Annotated in this window: 23 protein-coding genes; 10 read left to right on the top strand and 13 right to left on the bottom strand. The window is 58.4% G+C overall.

Annotated features, from left to right (window positions below):
• The first annotated feature begins 23 nt into the window (after window positions 1–23).
• Window positions 24–848 (top strand): iron uptake system protein EfeO, encoded by an 825-nt coding sequence (efeO, locus tag ACI514_RS10330; RefSeq protein WP_160057956.1) that lies wholly within the window; start codon window positions 24–26, stop codon window positions 846–848.
• 124 nt (window positions 849–972) lie between these two features.
• Here the strand turns inward: efeO and pssA are convergent, their stop codons facing one another.
• Window positions 973–2,316, bottom strand: coding sequence for a CDP-diacylglycerol--serine O-phosphatidyltransferase (gene pssA / locus ACI514_RS10325; protein ID WP_405123720.1), 1,344 nt, complete (start codon window positions 2,314–2,316; stop codon window positions 973–975).
• Between the two features lie 204 nt (window positions 2,317–2,520).
• Between pssA and ACI514_RS10320 the strand changes: the two genes are divergently transcribed.
• Entirely contained in the window at window positions 2,521–3,084 is a 564-nt protein-coding gene (locus tag ACI514_RS10320) for a TetR/AcrR family transcriptional regulator (protein WP_150792674.1), read from the top strand.
• Window positions 3,085–3,139: 55 nt separating this feature from the next.
• Window positions 3,140–3,619 carry a nuclear transport factor 2 family protein gene (locus ACI514_RS10315; protein WP_038361256.1) on the top strand — a complete coding sequence of 160 codons (480 nt, stop codon included), beginning with the start codon at window positions 3,140–3,142 and terminating at the stop codon, window positions 3,617–3,619.
• Window positions 3,620–3,729: 110 nt separating this feature from the next.
• On the opposite strand, the gene sfnG is transcribed toward ACI514_RS10315, so the two are convergent.
• On the bottom strand, window positions 3,730–4,812 hold the full coding sequence (gene sfnG / locus ACI514_RS10310) for a dimethylsulfone monooxygenase SfnG (protein WP_405123719.1): 1,083 nt from the start codon (window positions 4,810–4,812) through the stop codon (window positions 3,730–3,732).
• 335 nt (window positions 4,813–5,147) lie between these two features.
• Between sfnG and ACI514_RS10305 the strand changes: the two genes are divergently transcribed.
• Entirely contained in the window at window positions 5,148–5,927 is a 780-nt protein-coding gene (locus ACI514_RS10305; protein ID WP_077572779.1) for a TSUP family transporter, read from the top strand.
• On the opposite strand, the gene nudC is transcribed toward ACI514_RS10305, so the two are convergent.
• From nudC to ACI514_RS10285, 4 genes are all read right to left on the bottom strand, one after another.
• Window positions 5,895–6,725, bottom strand: a complete 831-nt coding sequence (gene nudC / locus ACI514_RS10300) for an NAD(+) diphosphatase (protein ID WP_405123718.1) — start codon at window positions 6,723–6,725, stop codon at window positions 5,895–5,897. The two genes, ACI514_RS10305 and nudC, sit on opposite strands and share 33 nt — an antisense overlap.
• A gap of 6 nt (window positions 6,726–6,731) precedes the next feature.
• Window positions 6,732–7,544, bottom strand: a complete 813-nt coding sequence (locus tag ACI514_RS10295; RefSeq protein ID WP_405123717.1) for a crotonase/enoyl-CoA hydratase family protein — start codon at window positions 7,542–7,544, stop codon at window positions 6,732–6,734.
• Between the two features lie 205 nt (window positions 7,545–7,749).
• Window positions 7,750–8,673: a magnesium transporter CorA family protein gene (locus tag ACI514_RS10290; protein ID WP_405123716.1), complete on the bottom strand. Its 924-nt coding sequence runs from the start codon at window positions 8,671–8,673 to the stop codon at window positions 7,750–7,752.
• Between the two features lie 7 nt (window positions 8,674–8,680).
• Window positions 8,681–10,255, bottom strand: coding sequence for a RimK family protein (locus ACI514_RS10285; RefSeq protein ID WP_405123715.1), 1,575 nt, complete (start codon window positions 10,253–10,255; stop codon window positions 8,681–8,683).
• Window positions 10,256–10,347: 92 nt separating this feature from the next.
• On the opposite strand from ACI514_RS10285, the gene ACI514_RS10280 reads away from it, so the two are divergent.
• Window positions 10,348–11,448: a peptidase C39 family protein gene (locus ACI514_RS10280; RefSeq protein WP_160057962.1), complete on the top strand. Its 1,101-nt coding sequence runs from the start codon at window positions 10,348–10,350 to the stop codon at window positions 11,446–11,448.
• A 114-nt stretch (window positions 11,449–11,562) separates the two neighbouring features.
• Here ACI514_RS10280 and ACI514_RS10275 read toward each other — a convergent pair whose 3' ends face one another.
• A complete protein-coding gene (locus ACI514_RS10275) occupies window positions 11,563–12,717 on the bottom strand; it encodes a PQQ-dependent sugar dehydrogenase (protein WP_405123714.1) in 1,155 nt (384 codons plus the stop codon).
• 52 nt (window positions 12,718–12,769) lie between these two features.
• Window positions 12,770–13,090, bottom strand: coding sequence for a hypothetical protein (locus ACI514_RS10270; RefSeq protein WP_405123713.1), 321 nt, complete (start codon window positions 13,088–13,090; stop codon window positions 12,770–12,772).
• A gap of 189 nt (window positions 13,091–13,279) precedes the next feature.
• On the opposite strand from ACI514_RS10270, the gene ACI514_RS10265 reads away from it, so the two are divergent.
• Window positions 13,280–14,146: a Ku protein gene (locus ACI514_RS10265; RefSeq protein ID WP_405123712.1), complete on the top strand. Its 867-nt coding sequence runs from the start codon at window positions 13,280–13,282 to the stop codon at window positions 14,144–14,146.
• 163 nt (window positions 14,147–14,309) lie between these two features.
• Here the strand turns inward: ACI514_RS10265 and lpxO are convergent, their stop codons facing one another.
• A complete protein-coding gene (gene lpxO, locus ACI514_RS10260) occupies window positions 14,310–15,209 on the bottom strand; it encodes a lipid A hydroxylase LpxO (RefSeq protein WP_405123711.1) in 900 nt (299 codons plus the stop codon).
• Window positions 15,210–15,588: 379 nt separating this feature from the next.
• Between lpxO and ACI514_RS10255 the strand changes: the two genes are divergently transcribed.
• Together ACI514_RS10255 and ACI514_RS10250 are read left to right on the top strand one after the other, a co-directional pair.
• Window positions 15,589–17,175: an ABC-F family ATPase gene (locus tag ACI514_RS10255; protein ID WP_007914779.1), complete on the top strand. Its 1,587-nt coding sequence runs from the start codon at window positions 15,589–15,591 to the stop codon at window positions 17,173–17,175.
• 278 nt (window positions 17,176–17,453) lie between these two features.
• A complete protein-coding gene (locus tag ACI514_RS10250) occupies window positions 17,454–18,641 on the top strand; it encodes an MFS transporter (RefSeq protein WP_405123710.1) in 1,188 nt (395 codons plus the stop codon).
• A 120-nt stretch (window positions 18,642–18,761) separates the two neighbouring features.
• Here the strand turns inward: ACI514_RS10250 and ACI514_RS10245 are convergent, their stop codons facing one another.
• Together ACI514_RS10245 and ACI514_RS10240 are read right to left on the bottom strand one after the other, a co-directional pair.
• A complete protein-coding gene (locus ACI514_RS10245; protein ID WP_368969216.1) occupies window positions 18,762–19,799 on the bottom strand; it encodes an alpha/beta hydrolase family protein in 1,038 nt (345 codons plus the stop codon).
• Between the two features lie 236 nt (window positions 19,800–20,035).
• Window positions 20,036–20,647, bottom strand: coding sequence for an FMN-dependent NADH-azoreductase (locus tag ACI514_RS10240; protein WP_160057968.1), 612 nt, complete (start codon window positions 20,645–20,647; stop codon window positions 20,036–20,038).
• A gap of 127 nt (window positions 20,648–20,774) precedes the next feature.
• On the opposite strand from ACI514_RS10240, the gene ACI514_RS10235 reads away from it, so the two are divergent.
• Complete coding sequence (locus ACI514_RS10235) at window positions 20,775–21,683, top strand: LysR substrate-binding domain-containing protein (RefSeq protein WP_405123709.1); 909 nt, start codon at window positions 20,775–20,777, stop codon at window positions 21,681–21,683.
• Window positions 21,680–22,039 carry an MmcQ/YjbR family DNA-binding protein gene (locus ACI514_RS10230; RefSeq protein WP_160057970.1) on the top strand — a complete coding sequence of 120 codons (360 nt, stop codon included), beginning with the start codon at window positions 21,680–21,682 and terminating at the stop codon, window positions 22,037–22,039. Before ACI514_RS10235 ends, ACI514_RS10230 begins: the two co-directional genes overlap by 4 nt.
• A 117-nt stretch (window positions 22,040–22,156) precedes the next feature.
• Here the strand turns inward: ACI514_RS10230 and ACI514_RS10225 are convergent, their stop codons facing one another.
• Both ACI514_RS10225 and ACI514_RS10220 read right to left on the bottom strand, forming a co-directional pair.
• On the bottom strand, window positions 22,157–22,588 hold the full coding sequence (locus tag ACI514_RS10225; RefSeq protein WP_160057971.1) for a DUF1294 domain-containing protein: 432 nt from the start codon (window positions 22,586–22,588) through the stop codon (window positions 22,157–22,159).
• The gene (locus ACI514_RS10220; RefSeq protein ID WP_160057972.1) at window positions 22,585–23,415 is read right to left on the bottom strand and encodes an undecaprenyl-diphosphate phosphatase; all 831 of its coding nucleotides are present in this window, start codon (window positions 23,413–23,415) and stop codon (window positions 22,585–22,587) included. Before ACI514_RS10220 ends, ACI514_RS10225 begins: the two co-directional genes overlap by 4 nt.
• Window positions 23,416–23,460 lie beyond the last annotated feature (45 nt).

The following is a 23,460-nucleotide window of genomic DNA, read 5'->3' as shown; positions in this document are numbered from 1 at the left end:
ATCCCAACACTGGAGCCGCCCCCATGAAAAAGACGCCACTCGCCTTATTGCTGACCCTAGGTTTGCTCAACACCCCGCTGTCGGCGTTCGCCGCCACGGCACCGCTGGATCTGGTCGGGCCGGTGTCGGACTACAAGATCTACGTCACCGAACAATTGGATGAACTGGGCAGCCACACCCAGCAATTCACCGATGCGGTGAAGAAAGGCGACCTGGCCACCGCGCAAAAACTCTACGCACCGACCCGCGTTTATTACGAGTCGATCGAGCCGATTGCCGAGCTGTTCAGTGACCTCGATGCATCCATCGACTCCCGCGTCGACGACCACGAGAAAGGCGTGAAAGCGGATGACTTCACCGGTTTCCACCGCATCGAATACTCGCTGTTCTCGGAGAAAAGCACCGCAGGCCTGAACGAGTTGGCGGACAAGCTCAACAGCGACGTCAAAGACCTGCAGACTCGCGTGGCCGGCCTGACTTTCCCGCCGGAGAAAGTCGTCGGCGGTGCTGCTGCGCTGCTGGAAGAAGTGGCCGCCACCAAGATCTCCGGCGAAGAAGATCGCTACAGCCACACCGACCTGTATGACTTCCAGGGCAACATTGACGGCGCGAAGAAAATCGTTGATCTGTTCCGTCCGCAGATCGAGAAGCAGGACAAGGCTTTCGTCGCGAAGGTCGACAAGAACTTTGCCACGGTCGACAAGATTCTGGCCAAGTACAAGACCAAGGATGGTGGTTTCGAGACTTATGACAAGGTGAAGGATAACGACCGTAAAGCGCTGGTCGGGCCGGTGAATACACTGGCGGAAGACCTGTCCACGTTGCGTGGCAAGTTGGGTCTCAACTGATTTTTTTGTAGCGCCTGTTGAAGCCCTATCGCGAGCAGGCTCACTCCTACATTAGGAATGCGTTCCCCTGTAGGAGTGAGCCTGCTCGCGATAGCGGTTGTATGACCGCCACAAATGTTAAGCCTTACAGGATCCGGTAGAGCAACCGCTCAATCCGCACCCGACTCACGCGCTTGAGAAACTTGGCCACCCCGGCCGGGTATTCCGGCAGCGTCTCCAGAGTCTGAAAGCTGTCGATCCGCGTGGTATGCCGGAAAATCTCTTCCAGCTCCTTCGCCCGCGGTTCCAGCCATTCGCCCTTCGGGTCATCGATCAACAACGCATTCTCCAGATCCAGGCGAAATGCCCGTGGATTGAGGTTGTTGCCGGTCAGCAACGTATAGCGCTGATCGATCCACATGCCCTTGAGGTGATAGGTATTGTCGCCATCACGCCACAAGTGCAGGTTCAACTGACCACTGTCGATATTGCGCTGGTGCCGTTTGGCAAAGCGGCGCAGGCTGATCTCGTACATATACGGTAGCGCCGCGATCACCTTGAACGGCTCGCTCGGCGGGATATAGAAGTCGTTGGCGGTCTTGTCGCCGACGACGATATCGATCTTCACGCCACGGGCCAGCGCGCGGTTGATCTCACGGATCACGCCCAGCGGCAGATTGAAGTATGGCGTGCAGATGGTCAGTTGCTTTTGCGCGCTGGCGATCAACTCAAGAATCGCCCGGTTCAACGGGTTGTTCTTGCCGACGCCGAGCAACGGAGTGACTGACAGGCCTTCTCTGGCCGTGCTGCCGGTGGCGGTATCGTACGTCGCGTATTTGAGACGGCTGCGCAGATCGCCGATGTCGTTGCGCAGGCTACGCGTAGTCGGCAGGTTTGGCAGATCGAGGCGATGCACCGCTTTCGATTCGATCAGGCCGTGCTTGACCAAGTGATGCATCGAATCGGCCAGTTCGCGACTTTGCAGGACGTGATAACGGTCGAAACGGTACTTGTCGAACTTGTGCAGGTAAACGTTGTTCAGGCTCGCGCCGCTGTAGACCACGCAGTCGTCGATCACGAAGCCTTTCAAATGCAGCACACCAAACAACTCGCGGGTCTGCACCGGCACGCCGTACACCGGCACTTCGCTCTGGTGCGTGCGGGTCATTTCCTGATACCACGCCGAGTTGCCCGGCTGCTTTCCGGCGCCGATCAGCCCGCGCTGGGCACGCAACCAATCGACGACCACGGCGATTTCCAGCTCGGGGCGCTTAAGCTTGGCCGCGTGGAGAGCATCGAGGATTTCCTGACCGGCTTCGTCTTGCTGCAGATACAGCGCGACGATGTAGATGCGCTGGGTCGCCGTGGCGATTTTTTCCAGCAGGCAACGACGGAACTCGGCGGCGCCGGACAGAATGGTCACGGCCTCGGCGGTCAGCGGAAAGCTGCGCAGTTTAGGCAGCAGGGAACGTTTGAAAAGCAACGGCATAGGGCTCGCAATGGGTCGAATCCGAAGAACCCGAGAGCTTACACCATCGCATCCTTCGGGTCTTGTTAGTGCCCGTAAAGAGATCAAAAGATCGCAGCCTTCGGCAGCTCCTACACGGGCCAATGTAGGAGCTGCCGAAGGCTGCGATCTTTTGATCCTAAAAAACCATTGCCAAAGGAGAACAATCGTTCTACTGTTCGCCACATGAACGAAATCACTAGCAACGACACACGAGACATCATTCTGGATGTCACCGAAAAGCTGATCTACAAAAGTGGCATCGCTGCCACCAGCATGGATCTTCTGGTGAAAACCGCCGGCGTCTCCAGAAAAAGTATCTACCGTTACTTTGCCGACAAGGACGCGCTGACCGTCGCCGCCCTGCAACGCCGTGACGTGCGCTGGATGCATTGGTACAGGAGCGCCGTCGATCAGGCCGAAACCCCGGCCGATCGCCTGCTCAACCTGTTCACCGTGCTCAAGAGCTGGTTCGCCTCCGAAGGCTTTCGTGGCTGCGCATTCATCAACACCAGCGGCGAAACCGGCGATCCACAGGACCCGGTGCGCCTGGTCGCCAAAGAACACAAACAGAAGCTGCTCGACTACGTGTGCGAGCTGTGTACCGAACATGGCGCCGAAGATCCGCAACTGCTGGCCAGACAGCTGCTGATCCTGATTGACGGTGCCATTACCGTAGCGCTTGTGATGGGTGATCACAGTGCCGCCGATAATGCGCAATGCATGGCGCGAAAGTTATTGGACCTGTAACGCCTTAATAAGCCGGACTTGTTGTTCAATTATTAATTAGATCGGGAGACTGAACATGTCTACTGCAGCCCAGGTACGTCCGCCATTGCCGCCCTTCAACCGTGAATCGGCGATCGAAAAAGTTCGTTTGGCCGAGGATGGCTGGAACTCCCGCGACCCGGAACGGGTATCGCTGGCCTACACCCTCGACACCAAGTGGCGTAACCGCGCCGAGTTCGCCAACAATCGCGAAGAAGCCAAGGCCTTCCTCACCCGTAAATGGGCGAAAGAACTGGACTACCGCTTGATCAAGGAGCTCTGGGCCTACTCGGATACCCGCATCGCCGTGCGCTACGCCTATGAATGGCACGATGATTCGGGTAACTGGTTCCGCTCTTACGGCAATGAAAACTGGGAATTCGACGAGCAAGGCCTGATGTTCCAGCGCTATGCGTGCATCAACGACATGCCGATCAAAGAGAGCGAACGCAAGTTCCACTGGCCACTGGGCCGGCGCCCGGATGATCATCCAAGCCTGTCCGACCTCGGTCTGTAACAATCGACCCTGTAGGAGCTGCCGAAGGCTGCGATCTTTTGATCTTGATCCTAAAAAACAAAATCAAAAGATCGCAGCCTTCGGCAGCTCCTACAGGGGATTTGTGGGGTTCAGGCGACAGCGGCGGTCTTCTCGGCCTCCAGTTCGCGCACCAGCGGCAACACCCGCCGCCCGAAATATTCCACCTCTTCCTGAAAGTGCAGAAACCCAGCCAGCACCAGATCCACCCCCACCGCCTTCAACGCGACAATCCGCTCGGCAATCTGCAGCGGCGTACCAATCAGATTGGTCTTGAAGCCATCGTTGTACTGCACCAGATCCTCGAACGTCGATTTCGCCCAGTTGCCCTCACCCTCCGGCGATGCCCGGCCCGCTTGTTTCGCCGCATCGCCAAAGGCGTTTACCGCTTCCGGATCCGCCTGATCGATGATCTGCGCAAGTACCGCCCGCGCCTCTTCTTCGGTATCACGGGCGATGACAAAAGCGTTGACGCCAACTTTCACCGAATGATTATTCGCCGCCGCTTTCTGACGAATATCGTCAACCTGTGCCTTGATCCCTTCAACGCTGTTGCCATTGGTGAAATACCAGTCCGAAACCCGCGCCGCCATGTCTCGCGCCGCACGGGAACTGCCGCCCTGAAAGATCTCCGGACGGCCCAGCGGCTTCGGTTTCAGACTGTAATTGTCGAAGCGGTAGAAGTCGCCGCGAAAGGTGAAGTTGTCCTCACTCCACACGCCTCGCAGTGAGCGGATGAACTCTTCGGAACGACGATAACGCTCGTCGTGCTCCAGCCAATGCTCGCCGATGGCCTGGAATTCGCCCTTGAACCAGCCACTGACGATGTTCACCGCGATGCGGCCGTTGGTGAGTTGATCGATCGTCGCCAGTTGTTTGGCCGCCAGCGCTGGTTGCCAAGGACCGGGCAGGATCGCCGCGATCACTTTGAGTTTGCTGGTGGCCGCGAGCAAGGCGTGGCTGAATGCGACGGACTCGTGCTGGAACTCCGCACCATAACCGGCGGTGAAGCGGATCTGCGTCAGCGCGTATTCGAACCCGGCCGCTTCAGCGATCTGCGCCAGTTTGCGGTTGTAGTCGATGCCCCAGTCGGTGCGTTGTTCAATCTTGCTGACCACCAGCCCACCGCTGACGTTCGGCACCCAGTAGGCAAATTTCACGGCTTGCTGACTCATTGGCGTGTCCTCGGGACATTTGCGGAGATGGGAGTGGTAGAGCAGCAAGCGTGCCAGGGTTGAAATGCCTGGTTTTATTGGTGTTCGGCGTTGAATAGATGTTTTGTAGAGGAGAGATTTGTTGGCTGGATGTTGAGTGGGCAACAGTAGATTTTGCAGTGGCTGGAAAGCCGCCTTCGCGAGCAGGCTCGCTCCCACAGGGTGGAATGCATTTCAAAATGTGAGAGCGAGCCTGCTCGCGAAGGCGTCAGACGGGTCGCCGCAACAGTTGGATACAGGTAACATGACCGCCCTCCCCGCAGCCAAATCTGCGCCCTGCCGAATAAGCCGATTCCATGCCTTTCGAACTCAGCGTTGACCTCACCACCCTGGCCATTCTGGCCCTTGTCGCTTTCATTGCCGGTTTCATCGACGCCATCGCCGGCGGTGGCGGTCTGTTGACCACCCCTGCGCTGTTGACCGCTGGCCTGCCACCGCATCTGGTGTTGGGCACCAACAAGTTGAGTTCGACCTTCGGTTCGGCCACCGCCAGTTTCACCTTCTACCGCCGCAAGCTGTTCCACCCAAGGCAGTGGACGCATGCGATTGTCGGCACTTTGATCGGCGCACTGACTGGCGCTGTCGTCGCTCATTACCTGCCAGCAGAATGGCTGAACAAGATGCTTCCGGTAATCGTCTTCGCTTGCGGTCTGTACCTGTTGTTCGGCGGTACGCCAAAAGCGCCGCTGGACAGCGACGCTCCGATCAAGAAGAAATGGCAATCGACCCAAGGCTTCAGCCTCGGTTTCTATGACGGCGTGGCCGGTCCCGGCACGGGCGCATTCTGGACGGTGAGCAGCCTGCTGCTCTACCCGATCGACTTGGTCAAGGCCAGCGGTGTGGCGCGCAGCATGAACTTCGTCAGCAACATTGCGGCGCTGTCGGTGTTCGTGTTTTCCGGGCAGGTGGACTGGATCATCGGTCTGAGCATGGGCCTGTCGGTGATGGTCGGCGCGTTCTTTGGCGCGCGCACCGCGATCAGCGGTGGCGCCAAATTCATTCGCCCGGTGTTCATCACCGTGGTACTGGGTTTGACCGTGCGCCTAGCCTGGCAGCACTGGTTCAGCGTGGCCTAAGCGCCGCGCCACGTAGACATCGATCAAGTAACGGGCAATCGACTTGGACGCCGGCAACAGCGGCAGATCGTGCACGTTGAACCACTGGGCGTCTTCGATCTCGTCTTCCTGACAGACAATCTCGCCACCGGCGTATTCGGCATGGAAGCCGAGCATCATCGAGTGCGGGAACGGCCAGCACTGGCTGCCCAGATACTGAATGTTCTTCACCTCGATCTGCACTTCTTCACGCACTTCCCGAATCAGGCAATCCTCGGCCGACTCACCCGGCTCGGCGAATCCGGCCAGCGTGCTGTAGACCCCGGTGACGAATCGCGGCGAGCGCGCCAACAGAATCTCGTCGCCCCGAGTGATCAGCACGATCATGCTCGGTGAAATCCGCGGATAACTGCGCAGGTCGCACGGCTGGCAATACATCGCCCGCTCGCGCGGCACCTGCGTCATCGCCTGCCCGCAGTTGCCGCAGAAGCGGTGTTCGCGAGCCCAAGTGCCGATCTGCGCGGCGTAACCGAGCACTTTGTAGATCGTGTGCTCGCCATCGAGCATGAACGCCCGCAGGCCTTTCCAGTTGCAACCCGGCACCTCACCGGCACTGCGCAACTCCAACAGGTACACCGGCTCGCCATCGAGATGGCCAATGCCGTGCTCGGCGAGAACTGACAGGTCCTGACGCTTGAGCCATTCCCGAGGGAACAGCGCGCCGTTGTCATCGAACAAAAAGCCTTCCGGGCTGCGCGCCACGGCCCAGCCGCCGGGTTGATCGGTGTCCAGTACTGCAGTGGTCCAGCGAGATGTCATGGTTTCTCAGTCCAGAAATTCGGGTTTCTGTTTGCTCATATGGGCGGCCATGGCCACGCGCAAGTCAGTGGATTGCAACATGGCGGCGTTCCAGGTGGCAACGTATTCGAGACCGTCGTCGATGCGATGGTCGCGCATGTAGCTGATCATTTCCTTGGTGCCGGTAACCGCGATCGGCGATTTCGAAGCGATCTCGCGAGCGATGTCCAACACGCCTTCGAGCAGCGCGTCCTTGTCGCTGTAGACGCGGTTGACCAGGCCAATGCTGCGCGCCTCGTCAGCGCCGAAAGTGCGACCGGTGTAAGCCAGTTCACGCAGCATGCCGTCACCGATGAGCCGTGGCAACCGTTGCAAAGTGCCAACATCGGCGGCCATGCCGATATCGATTTCCTTGATCGAGAATTGCGCGTCTTCAGCGGCGTAGCGCATATCGCACGCGGCGATCAGATCGATGGCGCCACCCAGGCAATAACCTTGAATGGCCGCGATGACCGGTTTGCGGCAGTTGTCGACGGCGTTGAACGAGGCTTGCAGGGTGAGGATCTTGCGCCGCAGCAGGCGCGCATTGCGGCCAACGTCCTTGCCCAATTCATTGGCCACGCCGGCGAGCATCATCAGGTCGATGCCCGAGGAAAAGTGCTTACCGTTGCCACTGAGCACAACCACGCGCACTTCGTCGGTGTCGTCGATCCACTGGAAGATCTCGACGATCTCGCTCCAGAACGCCGCGTTCATCGAATTGATCTTTTCCGGGCGATTGATCTGCACATGGGCGATGTTATCGGCCAGTTCGACGCTGAAGGCGGAGTATTGAGTCATGGCAGTGATCCTTTACCGGGCTGAAAATGAGGCCCGAACTATAACAAGGCATCACAGTGGCGGTTCGGCCAAATGCGGGACTGTCCTGAGTTTTACTTTGCCTGTACTGACCTCTTCGCGAGCAGGCTCGCTCCCACAGGGGGGAATGCATTTCAAAATGTGGGAGCGAGCCTGCTCGCGAAAGCGTCCGATCAGGCACTACAAATCATCTGGCCAAACGCCGCAGCCCAAACAACATCCCCCCCGCCCCCAACAACATCGCCGCCAGAAACAGCGGATAGGAAACCCACCACGGCGTCCCCGCCGTCATCATGCTGAACTCCGACATCCCGCCAATACTGGCAATCAGGTTCAACGGCAGAAACACCACGTTGATCAACGTCAGCTTGCGCAGGAGGTTGTTCATGCTGTTGTTCATCAGATTGCCACGCGCATCGATCAGCCCGGAAAATACTGTGGAGTAGATTTCCGCCTGCTTATAGCACTGGTTGTTTTCGATGATCAGGTCGTCGATCAGGCCGATCGCCTCACTGCCGAAATGCTGCTTCTCGGCATGATTACGCAAGCGTGTAAGGACCGCGCCGTTGCTGTGCAGCGCGTTGATGTAATAGATCAGGCTTTCGCTGAGGTTGAACATCTGCACCAAGTGCTGGTTCTGCATCGATGCATTGAATTTCTGCTGCAGCTCGCGGGCGACCAGTTTGATCACCTTCAGGTGCCCGAGGTAGTGGTGGATGTTGTTGAACAGCAGGTCGAGCAAGACATCCAGCGGCGTATTCAGCGGCTGGCGGGTACCGAGGCCGAGCAGCGGCGTGTCGTCGGTGGCGATCACCAGTAGTTGTCCCGGGGCGAACAGCAATCCGCACGACGACACTTCAAACGCCAGACTGCCACCGCCGGAATAGTTTTCCGGGCGCTTCCAGATCAGGAACAGATGGTCCGGATGGAACTCGATGCGTGACACCTCGTCCGGGTCCAGCGCTGACGCCAGTGCATGCTCGTCGACCTTGAAATGACTGTGCAGCAAGTCGCGCTCGGCGGCATCCGGGTTGCTGAACAGCATGACCTCGGCGTCCAGTCGCTCGACCCGCTGCAAGGCGCCGTGGCTCAGTGCGAAGCTGTTGATCATCGGCGCCTCACCAGGCCTGACCGCGACGCTTGAGTTCCAGACGACGCACGAATTCTTCCAGCACCAGTGAATACAGATCGTCGTGCAAATAAGCGTCTTCAATACCGGCGTCGAGGTTGGGGTTGTCGTTGACTTCGATTACCACCACCTTGTCGCCGGCCTGCTTCAGATCGACACCGTAGAGGCCGTCGCCGATCAGATTGGCGGTCTTCACCGCTAACTCCACCACCGCACGCGGCGCCTCGTGGATCGCCATGGTCCGGCATTCGCCGTTGACATCCTGACCTTTGGCCTTGTGGTTATAGATTTGCCAGTGGCCCTTGGACATGAAGTATTGGCAGGCGAAGATCGGTTTGCGGTTGAGTACGCCGATGCGCCAGTCGTATTCGGTGTAGAAAAACTCCTGAGCCAGCAGCAACACCGAGTGTTCGAACAGTTCGGCGGTGGCTTCGAGCAAAGCCTGCTGGCTTTCGACCTTGATCACGCCACGGGAAAAACAACCGTCGGGGATTTTCAATACCAGCGGAAAGCCGAGGCGCTCGCCCACGCGCTCGAAGTCCTCGGGTCGTTCCTTGTAGAGAATTTCGGTGGCGGGCATGCCCAGTTGATGACTGTTGAGCAGATCGGTCAGGTAGACCTTGTTGGTGCAGCGCAGAATCGATGTCGGGTCGTCCATTACCACCAGACCTTCGCTCTCGGCCTTCTTGGCGAAGCGATAAGTGTGGTTGTCGACGCTGGTGGTCTCGCGGATCAGCAAGCCGTCGTACTCGGCCAGGCGCGCATAATCCTTTCGTTCAATCAGTTCAACATCGATACCCATGCCCTTGCCGACCCGGACAAAATTCGCCAGTGCCTTGGCGTTGGATGGCGGTAACGCCTCCTGCGGATCGTGCAGTATCGCCAAGTCGTAGCGCGCCACTTGCGGCGAGCGCGGCACTCGCCAGACTTTGCGACTGAAACCGTCCAGCGCATTGGCGAACTGATCTTCCTGATCATCGCGCAACTTGTGCAAGGCGCCGGACTTTATACCTTCGATGTGCCAGCCGTTAGTTCGGCGAAACTCAACTAACAGGATCGGACAGGGAAATACTTCAAACAACTGCCGGGCCAGATCCTGTAATGGCTCGATATGTGTTCGGCCAAAATACAGGGTCAGAGTAAAGCCTTCGGTATCACTGTAGAGATGATGACTGAGGGCTTTCTCCAGGGTTTTATCGAGATCGTCCAGCGCCAGGCCGTAAAGTGATTTTTTCGTCAGCTCGCTAATGGTACGCACCGAAGGAATCACCTTATGCCCGCGGGCTTCGGCCAGCAGCGAGCAGTAATAGCCATGGCCAAGGTACTTGTAGCTGCGGCACAGATTGATCACCTGCACGCGCTTGCCCGGCTCGCTGTCGCAGCTGTGCTCGAGATATTCCTGCGCCGTCAGGATGTCTTCACTGGGAAAATAGGAGGCCCAGTCTTCCTTGCGCTCGACAATTATCAACACTTGACTGGATGCCTTAACCGCCGAACTTAAATAAGTTGCCGCCGGCAAACTTTGCTCGGATACTTCGCGCCAATGACCCTGTACCGCTGACATAGAGATTGATCCGTTGGAGAACAAGACCTTTTCTATTAAGCACGAAGTTTTTCGAAAGTCTCGTTTCGTTACGCAACTTTTACGGTGGTCATATGAAGGCTGTTTTTCGTTTGGCGATAGTTGAAGACTTGCCGGCGCTGCTGGCACTGGAAAAGCAATGTTTCACCACGGACCGGCTCACCAGTCGCAGTTTTCAATGGATGATCACTCGTGCTCACGGGCAGTTGCTGGTGGCCGAGTGCGACGGCCAACTGCTGGGTTATGCGTTGGTGTTGTTTCATCGCGGTACTTCGCTCGCGCGGCTGTATTCCATCGCGATCGCGGTTGAGGCGCGAGGCACGGGCCTGAGCAAGCAACTGCTGCAACGCATTGAAGCGATGGCGCTGGAGCACGACTGTGCGTACCTGCGTCTGGAGGTACGCACCGACAATCCTGCGGCCATCGCGCTGTACGAACGTAGTGGCTACCGGCGTTTTGCGCTGATTCACGATTACTACGAAGACCACGCCGATGCGCTGCGCCTGGAGAAACGCATCGTCCAGCATCGTGATTCGCGCAGCATCAAAGTGCCCTACTACCGACAAACCACTGATTTCACCTGTGGCCCGGCGTGCCTGCTGATGGCCATGGGTGCTCTGCAATCGGAACGTTTACTGGAGCGTGGAGAAGAACTGCAGATCTGGCGGGAAGCGACCACGGTGTTCATGACCTCCGGCCATGGCGGGTGCAGCCCGCAGGGATTGGCGTTGGCGGCGTGGCGTCGAGGCTACAAGGTGGGTTTGCAACTAAGCCTGGCCGGGCCATTGTTTCTCGACGGTGTGCGGGATGCGCATAAAAAAGACGTCATGCGCCTGGTACACGAAGAGTTCACGGGGCAATTGCAGGAGACCGATGTTGAGTGTTTGATCGGTGCGTCTCTGGACCTGCCGCGACTGCTGGATGCCGGTGGACAGCCGCTGTTGTTGATCAGCAGCTATCGACTGACGCGATCCAAGTCGCCGCACTGGGTAATCGTGACCGACTGCGACGAAGATTTCGTTTACCTGCACGACCCGGATGTCGACCATAGCCAGCATCGACAGCCAATGGATTGCCAGCATGTGCCGGTCAGCCATGGCGAATTCGAGAAAATGTGCCGGTTTGGCCGGGGCAAACTGCGTGCGGCGGTGGTGCTGTATTCCCGCGAAACGTAAGCGTCCACATGCAGGAGCTGCCAAAGGCTGCGATCTTTTGATCTTGATTCTGAGAATCAAGATCAAAAGATCGCAGCCTCGTTGCACTCGACAGCTCCTACAGGGGAATACCCGTCAAGGTGCGGGCTTCAGACCGATCTTGTACAGCGAGCCGTTCTCTTCATCCGTCAGCACGTACAAGTAACCATCCGGCCCTTGCCGCACATCACGAATCCGCTGCTTGAGTTCGCCCAACAAGCGCTCTTCATGCACGACCTTGTCGCCATCGAACTGCAAACGAATCAGTTCCTGAGTCACCAGTGCACCGACAAACGCATTGTGTTGCCACGGTTTAAAGCGATCGGCATCGTAAAACGCCATACCGGTGACGCCCGGCGACTTCTCCCAGACATGGTGCGGTGCAACGGTGCCTTCGGCCGTTTTACCCTGGGCTTCCGGGATCGGCTGCATCGAGTAATTGATGCCGTGGGTCGCCAGCGGCCAGCCGTAGTTCTTGCCGCGTTCGATGATGTTGACCTCATCGCCACCGCGCGGGCCGTGTTCGTTTTCCCACAACGTGCCTGTCCAAGGATTGAGTGCCGCGCCCTGCGGGTTACGCAGGCCGTAGGCCCAGATCTCCGGCCGTACGCCAGACTGACCGACAAAGGGGTTGTCATCCGGCACCTTGCCGTCCGGGTAGATACGCGCAACCTTGCCTTGCAGCTTGTCGAGATCCTGTGCGGTCGGCCGGTCGTTGTTTTCGCCCAGAGTAATGAACAAATAACCGTCGCGATCAAACACCAGCCGCGAGCCGAAATGGTTGCCAACCGAAAGCTTCGGTTCCTGACGGAAGATCACTTTGAAATCCTTCAGTGTCTTCAAGTCATCCGAGAGCCGCCCACGCCCGACGGCGGTGCCCGCCTTGTCGCCGACCCCACCCCCTTCGGCATAGGACAGATAGACCAGCCGATCCTGTTTGAAATCCGGCGACAACGCGACATCCAGCAAACCGCCCTGCCCCTTGGCCCAGACCTGCGGCACACCGGAAATCGGCGCCGATAGTTTGCCGTCGGCCGCGACCACGCGCAGATTGCCCGGACGTTCGGTGACCAGCATGCCTTGGCGATCCGGCAGAAACGCCAGCGCCCACGGATGCTCAAGGCCAGCGGTGATGGTCGTGACTTCGAGGGTGCCCTGTTCGCTTTGCAGCTCTTTGGGGGCGGCGGCAAAGGCCGGTGCACCGAGCAGCGCACCGGCACACAGTGTGGCTAGAAGGGTTTTACGCAACATGCACGATTCCTTTTGTTCGCTTGAAGGGTCGACAGAAGCTCAGTCCTGCCGCTCAACGGTTGCTGCCTCCGCTGCGCGAAGGTGGATTGGGGATAAATGTGGGCGGCGAGCTCGGCACCGAGCGGATCGGCTGGCCGTTGCCGATGCCTCGGTTCTCGACCGTAGACTGACGTGGCGTCGGCACAGTGTTCGGCCCCCGAATGGGTGGAGCGCTGGGCTGGGTGCCCTGCATGCTGTTGGGGTTAGCCCGGCGTATCGGGCTGTTGTAGGGGTTGTTGCTGTTGCCGGTAGGGCTTTGCGCCAACAGGACGTCGGCATGAACCAGACCGCCACTGAGGGTCAGGACGACGATGCCAAGCAGAATTCGGTTCATGACGCTGCCTCTCGATGGGCCAGGGATAGAGCCTTCGAGTCCACGCTACGCTCAGGGTTCGGATTTGTTAACCCGCATGCCTTAAACAACATGTAACACGGCTTGACCGAGTCCCTGGAAACCCGCGCATTCCGGGGAAACTTTCAGTCACAGCCGCAGGTCATCCGATCATCACTCGGAGAACTCACCATGGCTCGGGCAATCTGGAAAGGCGCGATCAGTTTCGGACTGGTTCACATCCCTGTCGCACTGGTCTCGGCGACCTCGTCGCAGGGTGTGGATTTCGATTGGCTCGACAGCCGCAGCATGGACCCAGTGGGTTATAAACGGGTCAACAAGGTTACCGGCAAGGAAGTCACCAAGGAGAATATCGTCAAAGGTGTTGCTTATGAAAAAGGCCGCTATGTGTTGCTCAGCGAAGAGGAAATCCGCTCGGCGCACCCTGTTTCAACGCAGACCATCGACATCTTTTCCTTTGTCGACGCCGAACAGATTCCCCTGCAAAACATCGACACGCCCTACTACCTGGCACCCGACAAACGCGGTGGCAAGGTCTACGCGCTACTGCGCGAAACCCTGAGCAAAACCAATAAAGTCGCCCTCGCCCGCGTAGTGCTGCATACGCGCCAATACCTGGCTGCGTTGATGCCACTGGAGTCGGCGCTGGTGCTGGTGAAACTGCGTTGGCCGCAGGAGGTACGTGGCCTCGACGAGCTGGAACTGGGCAGCGAAGTGACCAAGCCGCAGTTGGCCAAGGGTGAACTGGACATGGCCAAACGGCTGGTGCAGGACATGAGCGCGGACTGGAAACCCGAAGACTACAAGGATGAGTTCGAAGACAAGATCATGGCCCTGGTCGAGAAAAAGGCCCATGAAGGCAAAATCGAGGATGTTGAAACGGTGGGTGGCGAGGAAGAGCGCAAAACTGCTGATGTGATCGACTTGACCGAGCTGCTTAAACGCAGTCTGGGCGGGAAAGCGGCGGCTAAACCGAAAGCGAAAGCCGCGACCAAGGCAGCGCCAGCCAAGAGGACCAAGAAGGCCTCCGGAGAATGACAATCCAAGGATCGTCAGGCAACTGACAGGTTGTATTTGAGAGAGTCTTCGCGAGCAAGCTCGCTCCCACAGGGTTCTGAGTCGAGTGCTAAATGCGCATTCACCCAATTCCATTGTGGGAGCGAGCTTGCTCGCGAAGGCGTAAGTTAATTCACCACATTGATCAGATCAGAATGAAGATCGCCAGCAAACCACCGAAGATCGCCCACTTTTCCATGTAATAGCGCTTACGGTTACGCTTTTTCAGCTCTTTACCACGCAGACGAATCTTGTAGATCCGGGTAAACAAGCGGTTGATGCCACCGGTCCGATCACCAGCATCATTCGGCGCTCCTGCCGCCGACATGACGGTACGGCTGAACCAGCTGTTGAACGCCGCCGCCCAGCGGTACTTCATCGGTCGTTCAATGTCGCAGAACAGGATGATGCGGTTCTTGTCGGTGGTGTTTTCGGCGTAATGGATAAAGGTCTCGTCGAACATCACCGCTTCGCCGTCACGCCAGTGGTAGCTCTCACCGTCGACGTTGATATAACAGCCGGCATCGTTCGGCGTGTCCAGGCCCAGGTGATAGCGATAGGAACCGGCATACGGGTCGCGGTGACGCACCAGCTTCGAACCCGGTGGCAGCTCGGCAAACATCGCGGCCTTGATCGAACCGATGCTCTGCACCAACTCGGTGGTGCGCGGACACAGCTTCATCGCCGACGGATGGCTCTCGCCGTACCACTTCAGATAAAAACGCTTCCAGCCGCTTTTGAAGAACGAGTTGAAACCGACATCGTCGTACTGGTTGGAACGCTTGATCTCGCCGGCACGCAGCAAATTCTGCCCTTCTTCGCGGATTTCTTCCCAGTGCGCCTGCAACGGGCTCAGATCAGGGAACTCGGCCGGGTCGAGATAAGGCTTGTTCGGCTTTTTCGAGAACAGATAAAGGAAGCAGTTGATCGGCGCGAGAAACGTCGAATGGTCACTCAGTTGTCGACCAAGCTTGTGGCGCACGCGCCCACGCAAATGAACGTATGCAATGGAAATGACATAAATAGCAGCAATGATGAGTTTCACGGAAATCGTCACATGTCAGAAGTGAACAAACTGCGCGCCGTGCGGCCTGAGGCTCAACGTCTTATGCAGTGGTCTGAATACAAATGGCACGTCCTTGGCCCGCGCCGTAACCGGACGCTCGGTGAAAGGTGGCATTTTAGCCACAGTTTGTAACCGATAGTGAATCTTCAACTGTGAAAAACTGTCCCGCGATCATGCCAATCGGCGATCGTGGCGTGATCGCCCTATCGTTTAAAGAGCCAGACCAGTACAATCGCCGCCAAACTTTACGCGCCCCCCTTGGTTGATGACGGGACTTTCCCGCTTCAGCGCACTTTGACTCGGGCCAAGCGCTCCAGCCGCACCCTCGCTTTTTAAGAATGCTTCGCAGGAATAACTCTTGATTTCTACAGCTAACATCACGATGCAGTTCGGCGCCAAGCCGCTCTTCGAAAACGTTTCGGTCAAATTCGGCGCGGGCAACCGCTACGGCCTGATCGGCGCCAACGGTTGCGGCAAGTCGACCTTCATGAAAATCCTCGGCGGTGACCTCGATCCGTCCGGCGGTCAGGTCATGCTCGAGCCGAACGTGCGTCTGGGTAAATTGCGCCAGGACCAGTTCGCTTACGAAGAATTCACCGTGATCGATACGGTGATCATGGGTCATGAAGAGCTGTGGAAGGTCAAGGCCGAGCGCGATCGCATCTACTCGCTGCCGGAAATGAGCGAAGAAGACGGCATGGCCGTCGCCGAGCTGGAAACCGAATTCGCCGAGATGGACGGCTACACCGCCGAATCCCGCGCCGGTGAGCTGTTGCTGGGTCTGGGTATCGGCATCGAGCAGCACTTCGGCCCGATGAGCGAAGTTTCCCCGGGCTGGAAACTGCGCGTATTGCTGGCGCAGGCGCTGTTCTCCGATCCGGAAGTGCTGTTGCTCGACGAACCGACCAACCACCTGGACATCAACACCATCCGCTGGCTGGAAAACGTGCTGACCCAGCGCAACAGCCTGATGATCATCATCTCTCACGACCGTCACTTCCTGAACAGCGTGTGCACGCACATGGCTGACCTGGATTACGGCGAGCTGCGTCTGTTCCCGGGCAACTACGACGAGTACATGACCGTGGCGACCCAGTCCCGCGAGCAACTGCTGTCGGACAACGCCAAGAAGAAAGCGCAGATTTCCGAGCTGCAATCGTTCGTCAGCCGCTTCTCGGCCAACGCCTCGAAAGCCAAGCAGGCCACCTCCCGCGCCAAGGCGATCGACAAGATCCAGCTGGCCGAGGTCAAGCCTTCGAGCCGCGTGAGCCCGTTCATCCGCTTTGACCAGAACAAAAAGCTGCACCGCCAGGCGGTCATCGTCGAAAAAATGGCCAAAGGCTTCGACGGCAAACCACTGTTCAAAGACTTCAGCTTTCAGGTCGAAGCCGGCGAGCGCGTGGCGATCATCGGCCCGAACGGTATCGGCAAAACCACCCTGCTGCGCACCCTGGTCAACGAACTGACCCCGGACGCCGGCAGCATCAAGTGGACCGACGCCGCGGAACTGGGCTACTACGCCCAGGACCACGCGCACGACTTCGAAGACGACGTCACCCTGTTCGACTGGATGGGTCAGTGGACTCAGGGCGAGCAGATGATTCGCGGCACGTTGGGCCGCATGCTGTTCTCCAACGACGAGATCCTCAAGTCGGTCAAAGTGATTTCCGGTGGTGAGCAAGGTCGCATGCTGTTCGGCAAGCTGATCCTGCAAAAGCCGAACGTGCTGATCATGGACGAACCGACCAACCACTTGGACATGGAATCGATCGAGGCACTGAACCTGGCGCTGGAAAACTACCCGGGCACGCTGATCTTCGTCAGCCACGACCGTGAGTTCGTATCGTCCCTGGCCACGCGCATCATCGAGCTGAGCCCGGACGGCGTGACCGACTTCAGCGGCACTTACGATGACTACCTGCGTAGCCAAGGTGTAGTGTTCTAAAAGCGGCTTCAAGTGTTGAGCTGCTAGCTTCAAGCTAAAGCCCTGTCCATGTGACGGGGCTTTTTGCATTCCAAGCACCGTGATTCGCTGGTGCGGCTACCTTCGCGAGCAGGCTCGCTCCCACCTTTGGAATGCATTCCCCTGTGGGAGCGAGCCTGCTCGCGAAGGGGCCATCAGCAGCACCATCAATCTTCAGGAAAATAGTTAGCCTGCTTTCTTTTATCTGACACCCAAGCCATGATGCGAACTCTCCCACCGCCGCCCGCGAACGAGTCCTCATGTCTGCGCAGCAACTGCCACCAAAAAGCTCCATGGCGATCACCCTGCAGATCGTCTCCATCGTGTTCTACACCTTTATTGCCTTCCTCTGCATCGGTCTGCCGATCGCGGTGTTGCCCGGTTATGTGCATGAACAACTGGGTTTCAGCGCGGTGGTTGCCGGGCTGGTGATCGGCTCGCAGTACCTGGCCACCCTGCTCAGCCGGCCAATGGCCGGGCGTATGTCGGATACGATCGGGACTAAGCGGGCGATCATTTATGGTTTGTGGGGGATTGTCCTCAGCGGCTTGCTGACGCTGGTATCTACGCTGCTACAGGACTTTGCGCTGACCAGCCTGATCATTCTGATTATCGGCCGCTTGCTGCTCGGCATCGCACAAGGGCTGATCGGCGTCGGCACCATCAGTTGGTGCATGGGCCAGGTCGGCGTCGAACACACCGCAAAATCGATTGGCTGGAACGGCATCGCTTCCTATGGCGCGATTGCCATTGGTGCGCCATTAGGGGTGGTGATGGTCGCCGAATACGGCTTCACCAGCCTCGGCATCGCCTTGTCAGTTCTGGCAACGGGTGCACTGCTGCTGATTCGCAACAAGCCGTCGGTGCCGGTGATACGCGGCGAACGGCTGCCGTTCTGGGCGGTGTTCGGGCGAATCGCCCCGTATGGCGCCAGCCTGACCCTGGCCTCGATCGGCTACGGCACGCTGACCACGTTCATCACCTTGTATTACCTGAACCGTGGCTGGACCGGCGCGGCGTACTGCCTGACCGTGTTCGGCGTGTGCTTCATCCTGTCACGGCTGATGTTTATCTCGGCGATCAGTCGCTTCGGCGGCTTCAAATCGGCGATCGCCTGCATGACCATCGAAACCGTGGGCCTGGTGATGTTGTGGCTGGCCCCCTCCACCGCATTCGCTTTGATCGGCGCAGGGCTGGCGGGGTTTGGCCTGTCGCTGGTCTATCCGGCGCTGGGTGTCGAGGCGATCAAACAGGTGCCCAGTTCCAGTCGCGGGTCCGGGCTGGGCGCTTATGCGGTGTTCTTCGATCTGGCGCTGGCGATTGCCGGGCCGCTAATGGGCGCGGTGGCGCTGAATCTGGGCTATTCGTGGATATTCTTCAGTGCGGCGCTGTTGTCGGTGATCGGGCTGGGGCTGACGTTACTGCTCCAGCGCCGGGCGATTTCCTGAAGTTCGCCGCGATCCCCTGTAGGAGTGAGCCTGCTCGCGATAGCGGTGTATCAGAAAAGGAAATGTCGACTGACACACCGCTATCGCGAGCAGGCTCACTCCTACAGGGGATTTGCGGGGTTATTGATCCGCGGTTTGCATGCCCGCCCGGGTCGGTTTGCCCAAGGCATGGGAGAAAAACCGTCCGGCTTCGGAGATCAGATTGCGGTGAATATCCTCGCGATCCACGCCATCCGCATCGGTACACAACGCCGGCATGGCGCGAATCTGCTCTTCATTACACGGTGCCATAAAGACGAAGTGCCCTGCCCCGGCCAGTAATTTGAAATCCGGCGCGGTCGGCAGTTTGCGCGCCAGCGCTGCCGCGTTTTTGTCGAAGGCCACCAGTTTGTCGCCATCACCGCTGTAGAGCAGCACCGGCACATGCACGTCAGCCAGGGTGTGACGACCGAACTTGAGGCTCAGCGGCGCCATTAACAGCAAAGCGTGAACACGCGGATCGGCCACCGGTTGCAGGTCATCGCGATCAACGATCAGCTCACCTTGCGTATTGCAGGCATCACGATCATCCGGACGCTCCTGACAATAACGACGCAGACGATCGAGATCCGGTTGCGCGCCCGACAGGATCAACGCCGTCTCGCCGCCCGCTGAATAACCGATCACCCCGACCTGATCCGCGTTGACATACGGCGCGAGCATACGGTCGCCCAGGGTTGCGGTGATGGCTTCGGAAATCTGGATCGGCCGCCCGTAGAGATTGCTCAGGGTGCCGAGTCGGCTGTGGTCTTTGGAGTTGTCGCCGGGATGAATCACCGCCACCACCACAAAGCCTTTGCGTGCCAGCGAGGTCGCGAGATCGTGCAGCGCCAGCGGCGTGCCGGTGTTGCCGTGGGAAAGCATCAGCATCGGAAAGCGGCCGATGGCAACTTTGGTGTCTTCGCCAGCCTCGACGGAGTAACCCTCGAGCAGACTCATGTGTTCGCGGTCGCTGGAAGGATAGAAGGCGATGGCGCGCATCGGTTGCAGGTCCAGCGGATCGAGGAAGGTCATCTCGTGGTAGCCGACGCTCCACACCGGGTGTCGCCCAGGCGCAGCGTGCACTGTGTTAAAGCTGCCAAGCAGGCAAATCAGTAACGTTGCACAAAGACGCATCATGGGATGCTCCACCCTGTTGTGACTCAATCGAAAGTTCCGTTGCGTTGCGGGCCTGAAACGCCGGGGATTCGGTATTTCGGTACGACAATGCACTCAGACGCTGATTGTGTGACTGCATAACCCGGGCCAGATTATGTAACAGCCAGAAACAAAAAACTCCGTATTCGCCCCTTGCGGAACCAGAATACAGAGTTTTTTGAGTATTACCTGAACAACAGCTGTTCTTTACGCAAGCCTTACGCAGCGGCGAACAGTTGCTCGCTGATCTTCGCTTGAGCAGCAGTCATGGCGTTGTTGCGCACTTCGTCGCCATACGCCAGGCCTTCGGCACGGACGATTTCGATGTCGGTGATGCCGAGGAAGCCCAGCACCAGCTTCAGATACTCTTCGTGAGCGATGCCGCTGGCCTGGCCAGCGTGGATGCCACCCGAGGTGGAAACGATCACCACTTTCTTGCCACCGCACAGGCCTTCAGGGCCGGCTTCGGTGTAACGGAAGGTCTGACCGGCAACTGCAACGCGATCGATCCACGCTTTCAGTTGGGTCGGCACAGTGAAGTTGTACATCGGTGCGGCGATGACGACGGCGTCGGCAGCGATGAATTCGGCCAAAGTTGAAGCGCTCAGTTCGGCTTCGTGCTGTTGTGCGGCATTGCGCAGTTCAGCGGTGGTACCGGCGGCGACCAGCGTGGTCGACGAGAAGTGGCTGATGGCATCGGCGGCCAGGTCACGGTAGGTCACCACGGCGCTTGGATCGGCGGCCTGCCAGGCTTTGACGACTTCGCCGCTCAACTGACGGGAGGCCGAGTTGTCGCCCAGAATGCTCGAATCGATATGCAGCAGTTTCATGTGGAATCTCCTGGAATGAATCGCCGGTGGCGACGGAATGGAGACAATCCTACGCAAGAAACCAATGGATGATTAGCCGCCTGAAATGCGATAGTTTGTCCCACTGATAGAACAGTTGGATTTCCCTATGCAAGACCTCAACGATCTCTACTACTTCGCCAAAGTTGTCGAGGCCGGCGGTTTTGCCGCGGCCGGGCGTTTGTTGGGCATTCCCAAGTCACGGCTGTCGCGGCGTATTGCCGAACTGGAAGAGCGCCTTGGCGCGCGTTTGCTGCAACGCACCACCCGGCAACTCAATCTCACCGCGGTTGGCGAACGTTATCTGCGTCACTGTCAGGCAATGTTGCTGGAAGCGGAAATGGCCGATGAAGCGGTCGCCAGCATGTCCAGTGAGCCGCGTGGACGTTTGCGGGTGTCATGCCCGACCGGTTTGGCGCATGAGATGCTGCCGTGGGTGATCAGCGAATTTCTCGGTAAATTCCCGCAGGTGCAACTGGAAGTCGTCCTGCTCAATCGCAGGGTCGATCTGGTCGGCGAAGGTTTTGACGTCGCGCTGCGTGTGCGTGAACACGGAGATGAGGATCCGTTGCTGGTCACCCGGCGCTTGCGTCAGGCGCAAATGGTCGTGGTGGCCAGTCCGGCGTTTTTGCAGGGCCACACGGTCAACCACCCGCAAGACCTGAAGAACCTGCCGGTGCTGGGTGCGCTGGAGGCCGATCGCATGGTGCATGTGCGCTTGCTTGATCAACAGGGTGAAAGCTTTGAGTTGAACATGGAGGCGCGCCTGGGCATCGATGACTTTATTGTGCGCAAGGCCTGCGTTCTGGCCGGCCAGGGTTTTACCCTGTTGCCGATGATGTTTTGCGAGGCGGAGCTGGAGAACGGCACGCTGGTGCAGATGCTGCCGGAGTGGTCACTGCCCGGCGGCTGGCTGCAAGCGGTGTATCCGCATCGACGCGGGGTCATGCCGGCGGTGCGCGCGTGGATTGATCATCTGGTCGAGTCGTTCAATGCCTGTGGGGAGCGGTTGTTATGAGCAAGGGAAAAATGAGTGAAACCGACGTCGCGGCGTTCTGCCTGGAACTGCCGGGCGCTCGGGAAGATTACAAGTGGGGTGGTGTGCGGGTGTTTTCGATTGCCGGCAACAAGATGTTTGCCTTGCAGGGGCTCCGTGGGGATTCGTTGGCATTCAAGGTCGACAAGGATCTGTTTCTCGGCCATTGCGACCGCCCCGGCATTCACCCGGCGCCATATCTGGCGCGGGCGCAGTGGATCATCATGCACCCGCCCTACCCGCTGGGTGCCGAGGAATTGCGCGGGTTGTTGCAGCGTTCGCATCAGTTGGTGGTGGGCAAGTTGCCAAAGAAAACCCAGGTGGGATTATTGCTCTAACCCCAATCCCTGTAGGAGTGAGCCTGCTCGCGATAGCGGAGTGTCAGTCAAAGAAATTCCAACTGACACTCCGCTATCGCGAGCAGGCTCACTCCTACATAGGGAATTGCGGTGTATTCAGAACAGTGTCAGCAGATTCGAGCCGAGAAACAGCTGGTCGATCCAGAACACTTGGTGCAACACGACAATCACCCAGAACAGGATCTGAAACGAGACCTTGCGCGTCTTGTGCCGGAACACCTGCTGGGCAATCAACGCGCCCGGCCAGCCGCCGGCCAGTTCCACGGCATGCAGGATGTTCTCCGGGGTGCGCCAGGCATCGGTGCGCGCCTTGCGCTTGTCGGCCCAATACATGAAGAACGCCAGCACGCTGACAACCCCATAGGCTGCCAACGGCACCAGCGAAATCCCGCGCAGCCACATCGATACAGAGCCGAACAGCGGCAGCGCGCAGACGATCAGCAGAACCAGCAGTTTCAGCTTCAGATGCTGGATATTGTTGCCGCCCGAAGGTCGACCATCCGGCCGGCGTGCGCGGGAATCACTCATGGTTTGGCCGCTGCCCAATCGATCCAGCCAAACTGCCACGTCGCCAGAATCACCAGGCCAAACACGATCCGATACCAGGCGAACGCCGCATAGCTGTGGCTGGCGATGAACTTGAGCAAACCGCGCACGGCGATCATGGCGAAGATGAACGCCGTGACAAAACCGATGGCAAACACTGGGAAGTCCGCCGGCACAAACAGGTCGCGGTATTTGTAGCCCGAGTAAACCGCCGCACCCACCATGGTCGGCATCGCGAGGAAGAACGAGAACTCGGTGGCGGTCTTGCGCGACAGACCGAACAGCAACCCGCCAATAATCGTCGAGCCGGACCGCGAGGTGCCGGGGATCATCGCCAGACACTGGGCGAAGCCGACCTTCAAGGCATCTTTCCAGGTGATCTCGTCGACCGTTTCGGCGTGCACTTCATGCTGACGCTTTTCCGCCCACAACATGATGATGCCGCCCACCACCAGTGCTGTCGCAACGGTGATCGGGTTGAACAGGTATTCGTGGATCAGGTCGGCAAAGATCACACCCAACACCACCGCGGGCAGAAACGCGATCAGCAGGTTGGCGGTAAAACGCCGTGCGCTCGGCTGCGTCGGCAAACCGATGACCACATCAAGAATCTTGCGTCGAAACTCCCAGACCACCGCGAGGATCGCGCCGAGCTGGATGATGATATTGAACGCCATGGCCCGTTCGCCGCCGAAATCGAGCAAGTCGGCAACGATGATCTGGTGTCCGGTACTGGAAATGGGCAAAAACTCCGTCAGCCCTTCTACAACTCCTAGTATCAGTGCCTGCAAGGCCGTCCAAAGATCCATCAATCCCCCAAAGAGCGATGCGCGTCGGCATGCCCCGATAGTATT

It is taken from the genome of Pseudomonas sp. M20 (genome assembly GCF_045037865.1).
Taxonomy (GTDB): domain Bacteria; phylum Pseudomonadota; class Gammaproteobacteria; order Pseudomonadales; family Pseudomonadaceae; genus Aquipseudomonas.
Note: the sequence above shows the minus strand (reverse complement) of the source record. Positions and strands in the feature narration are given on the sequence as shown.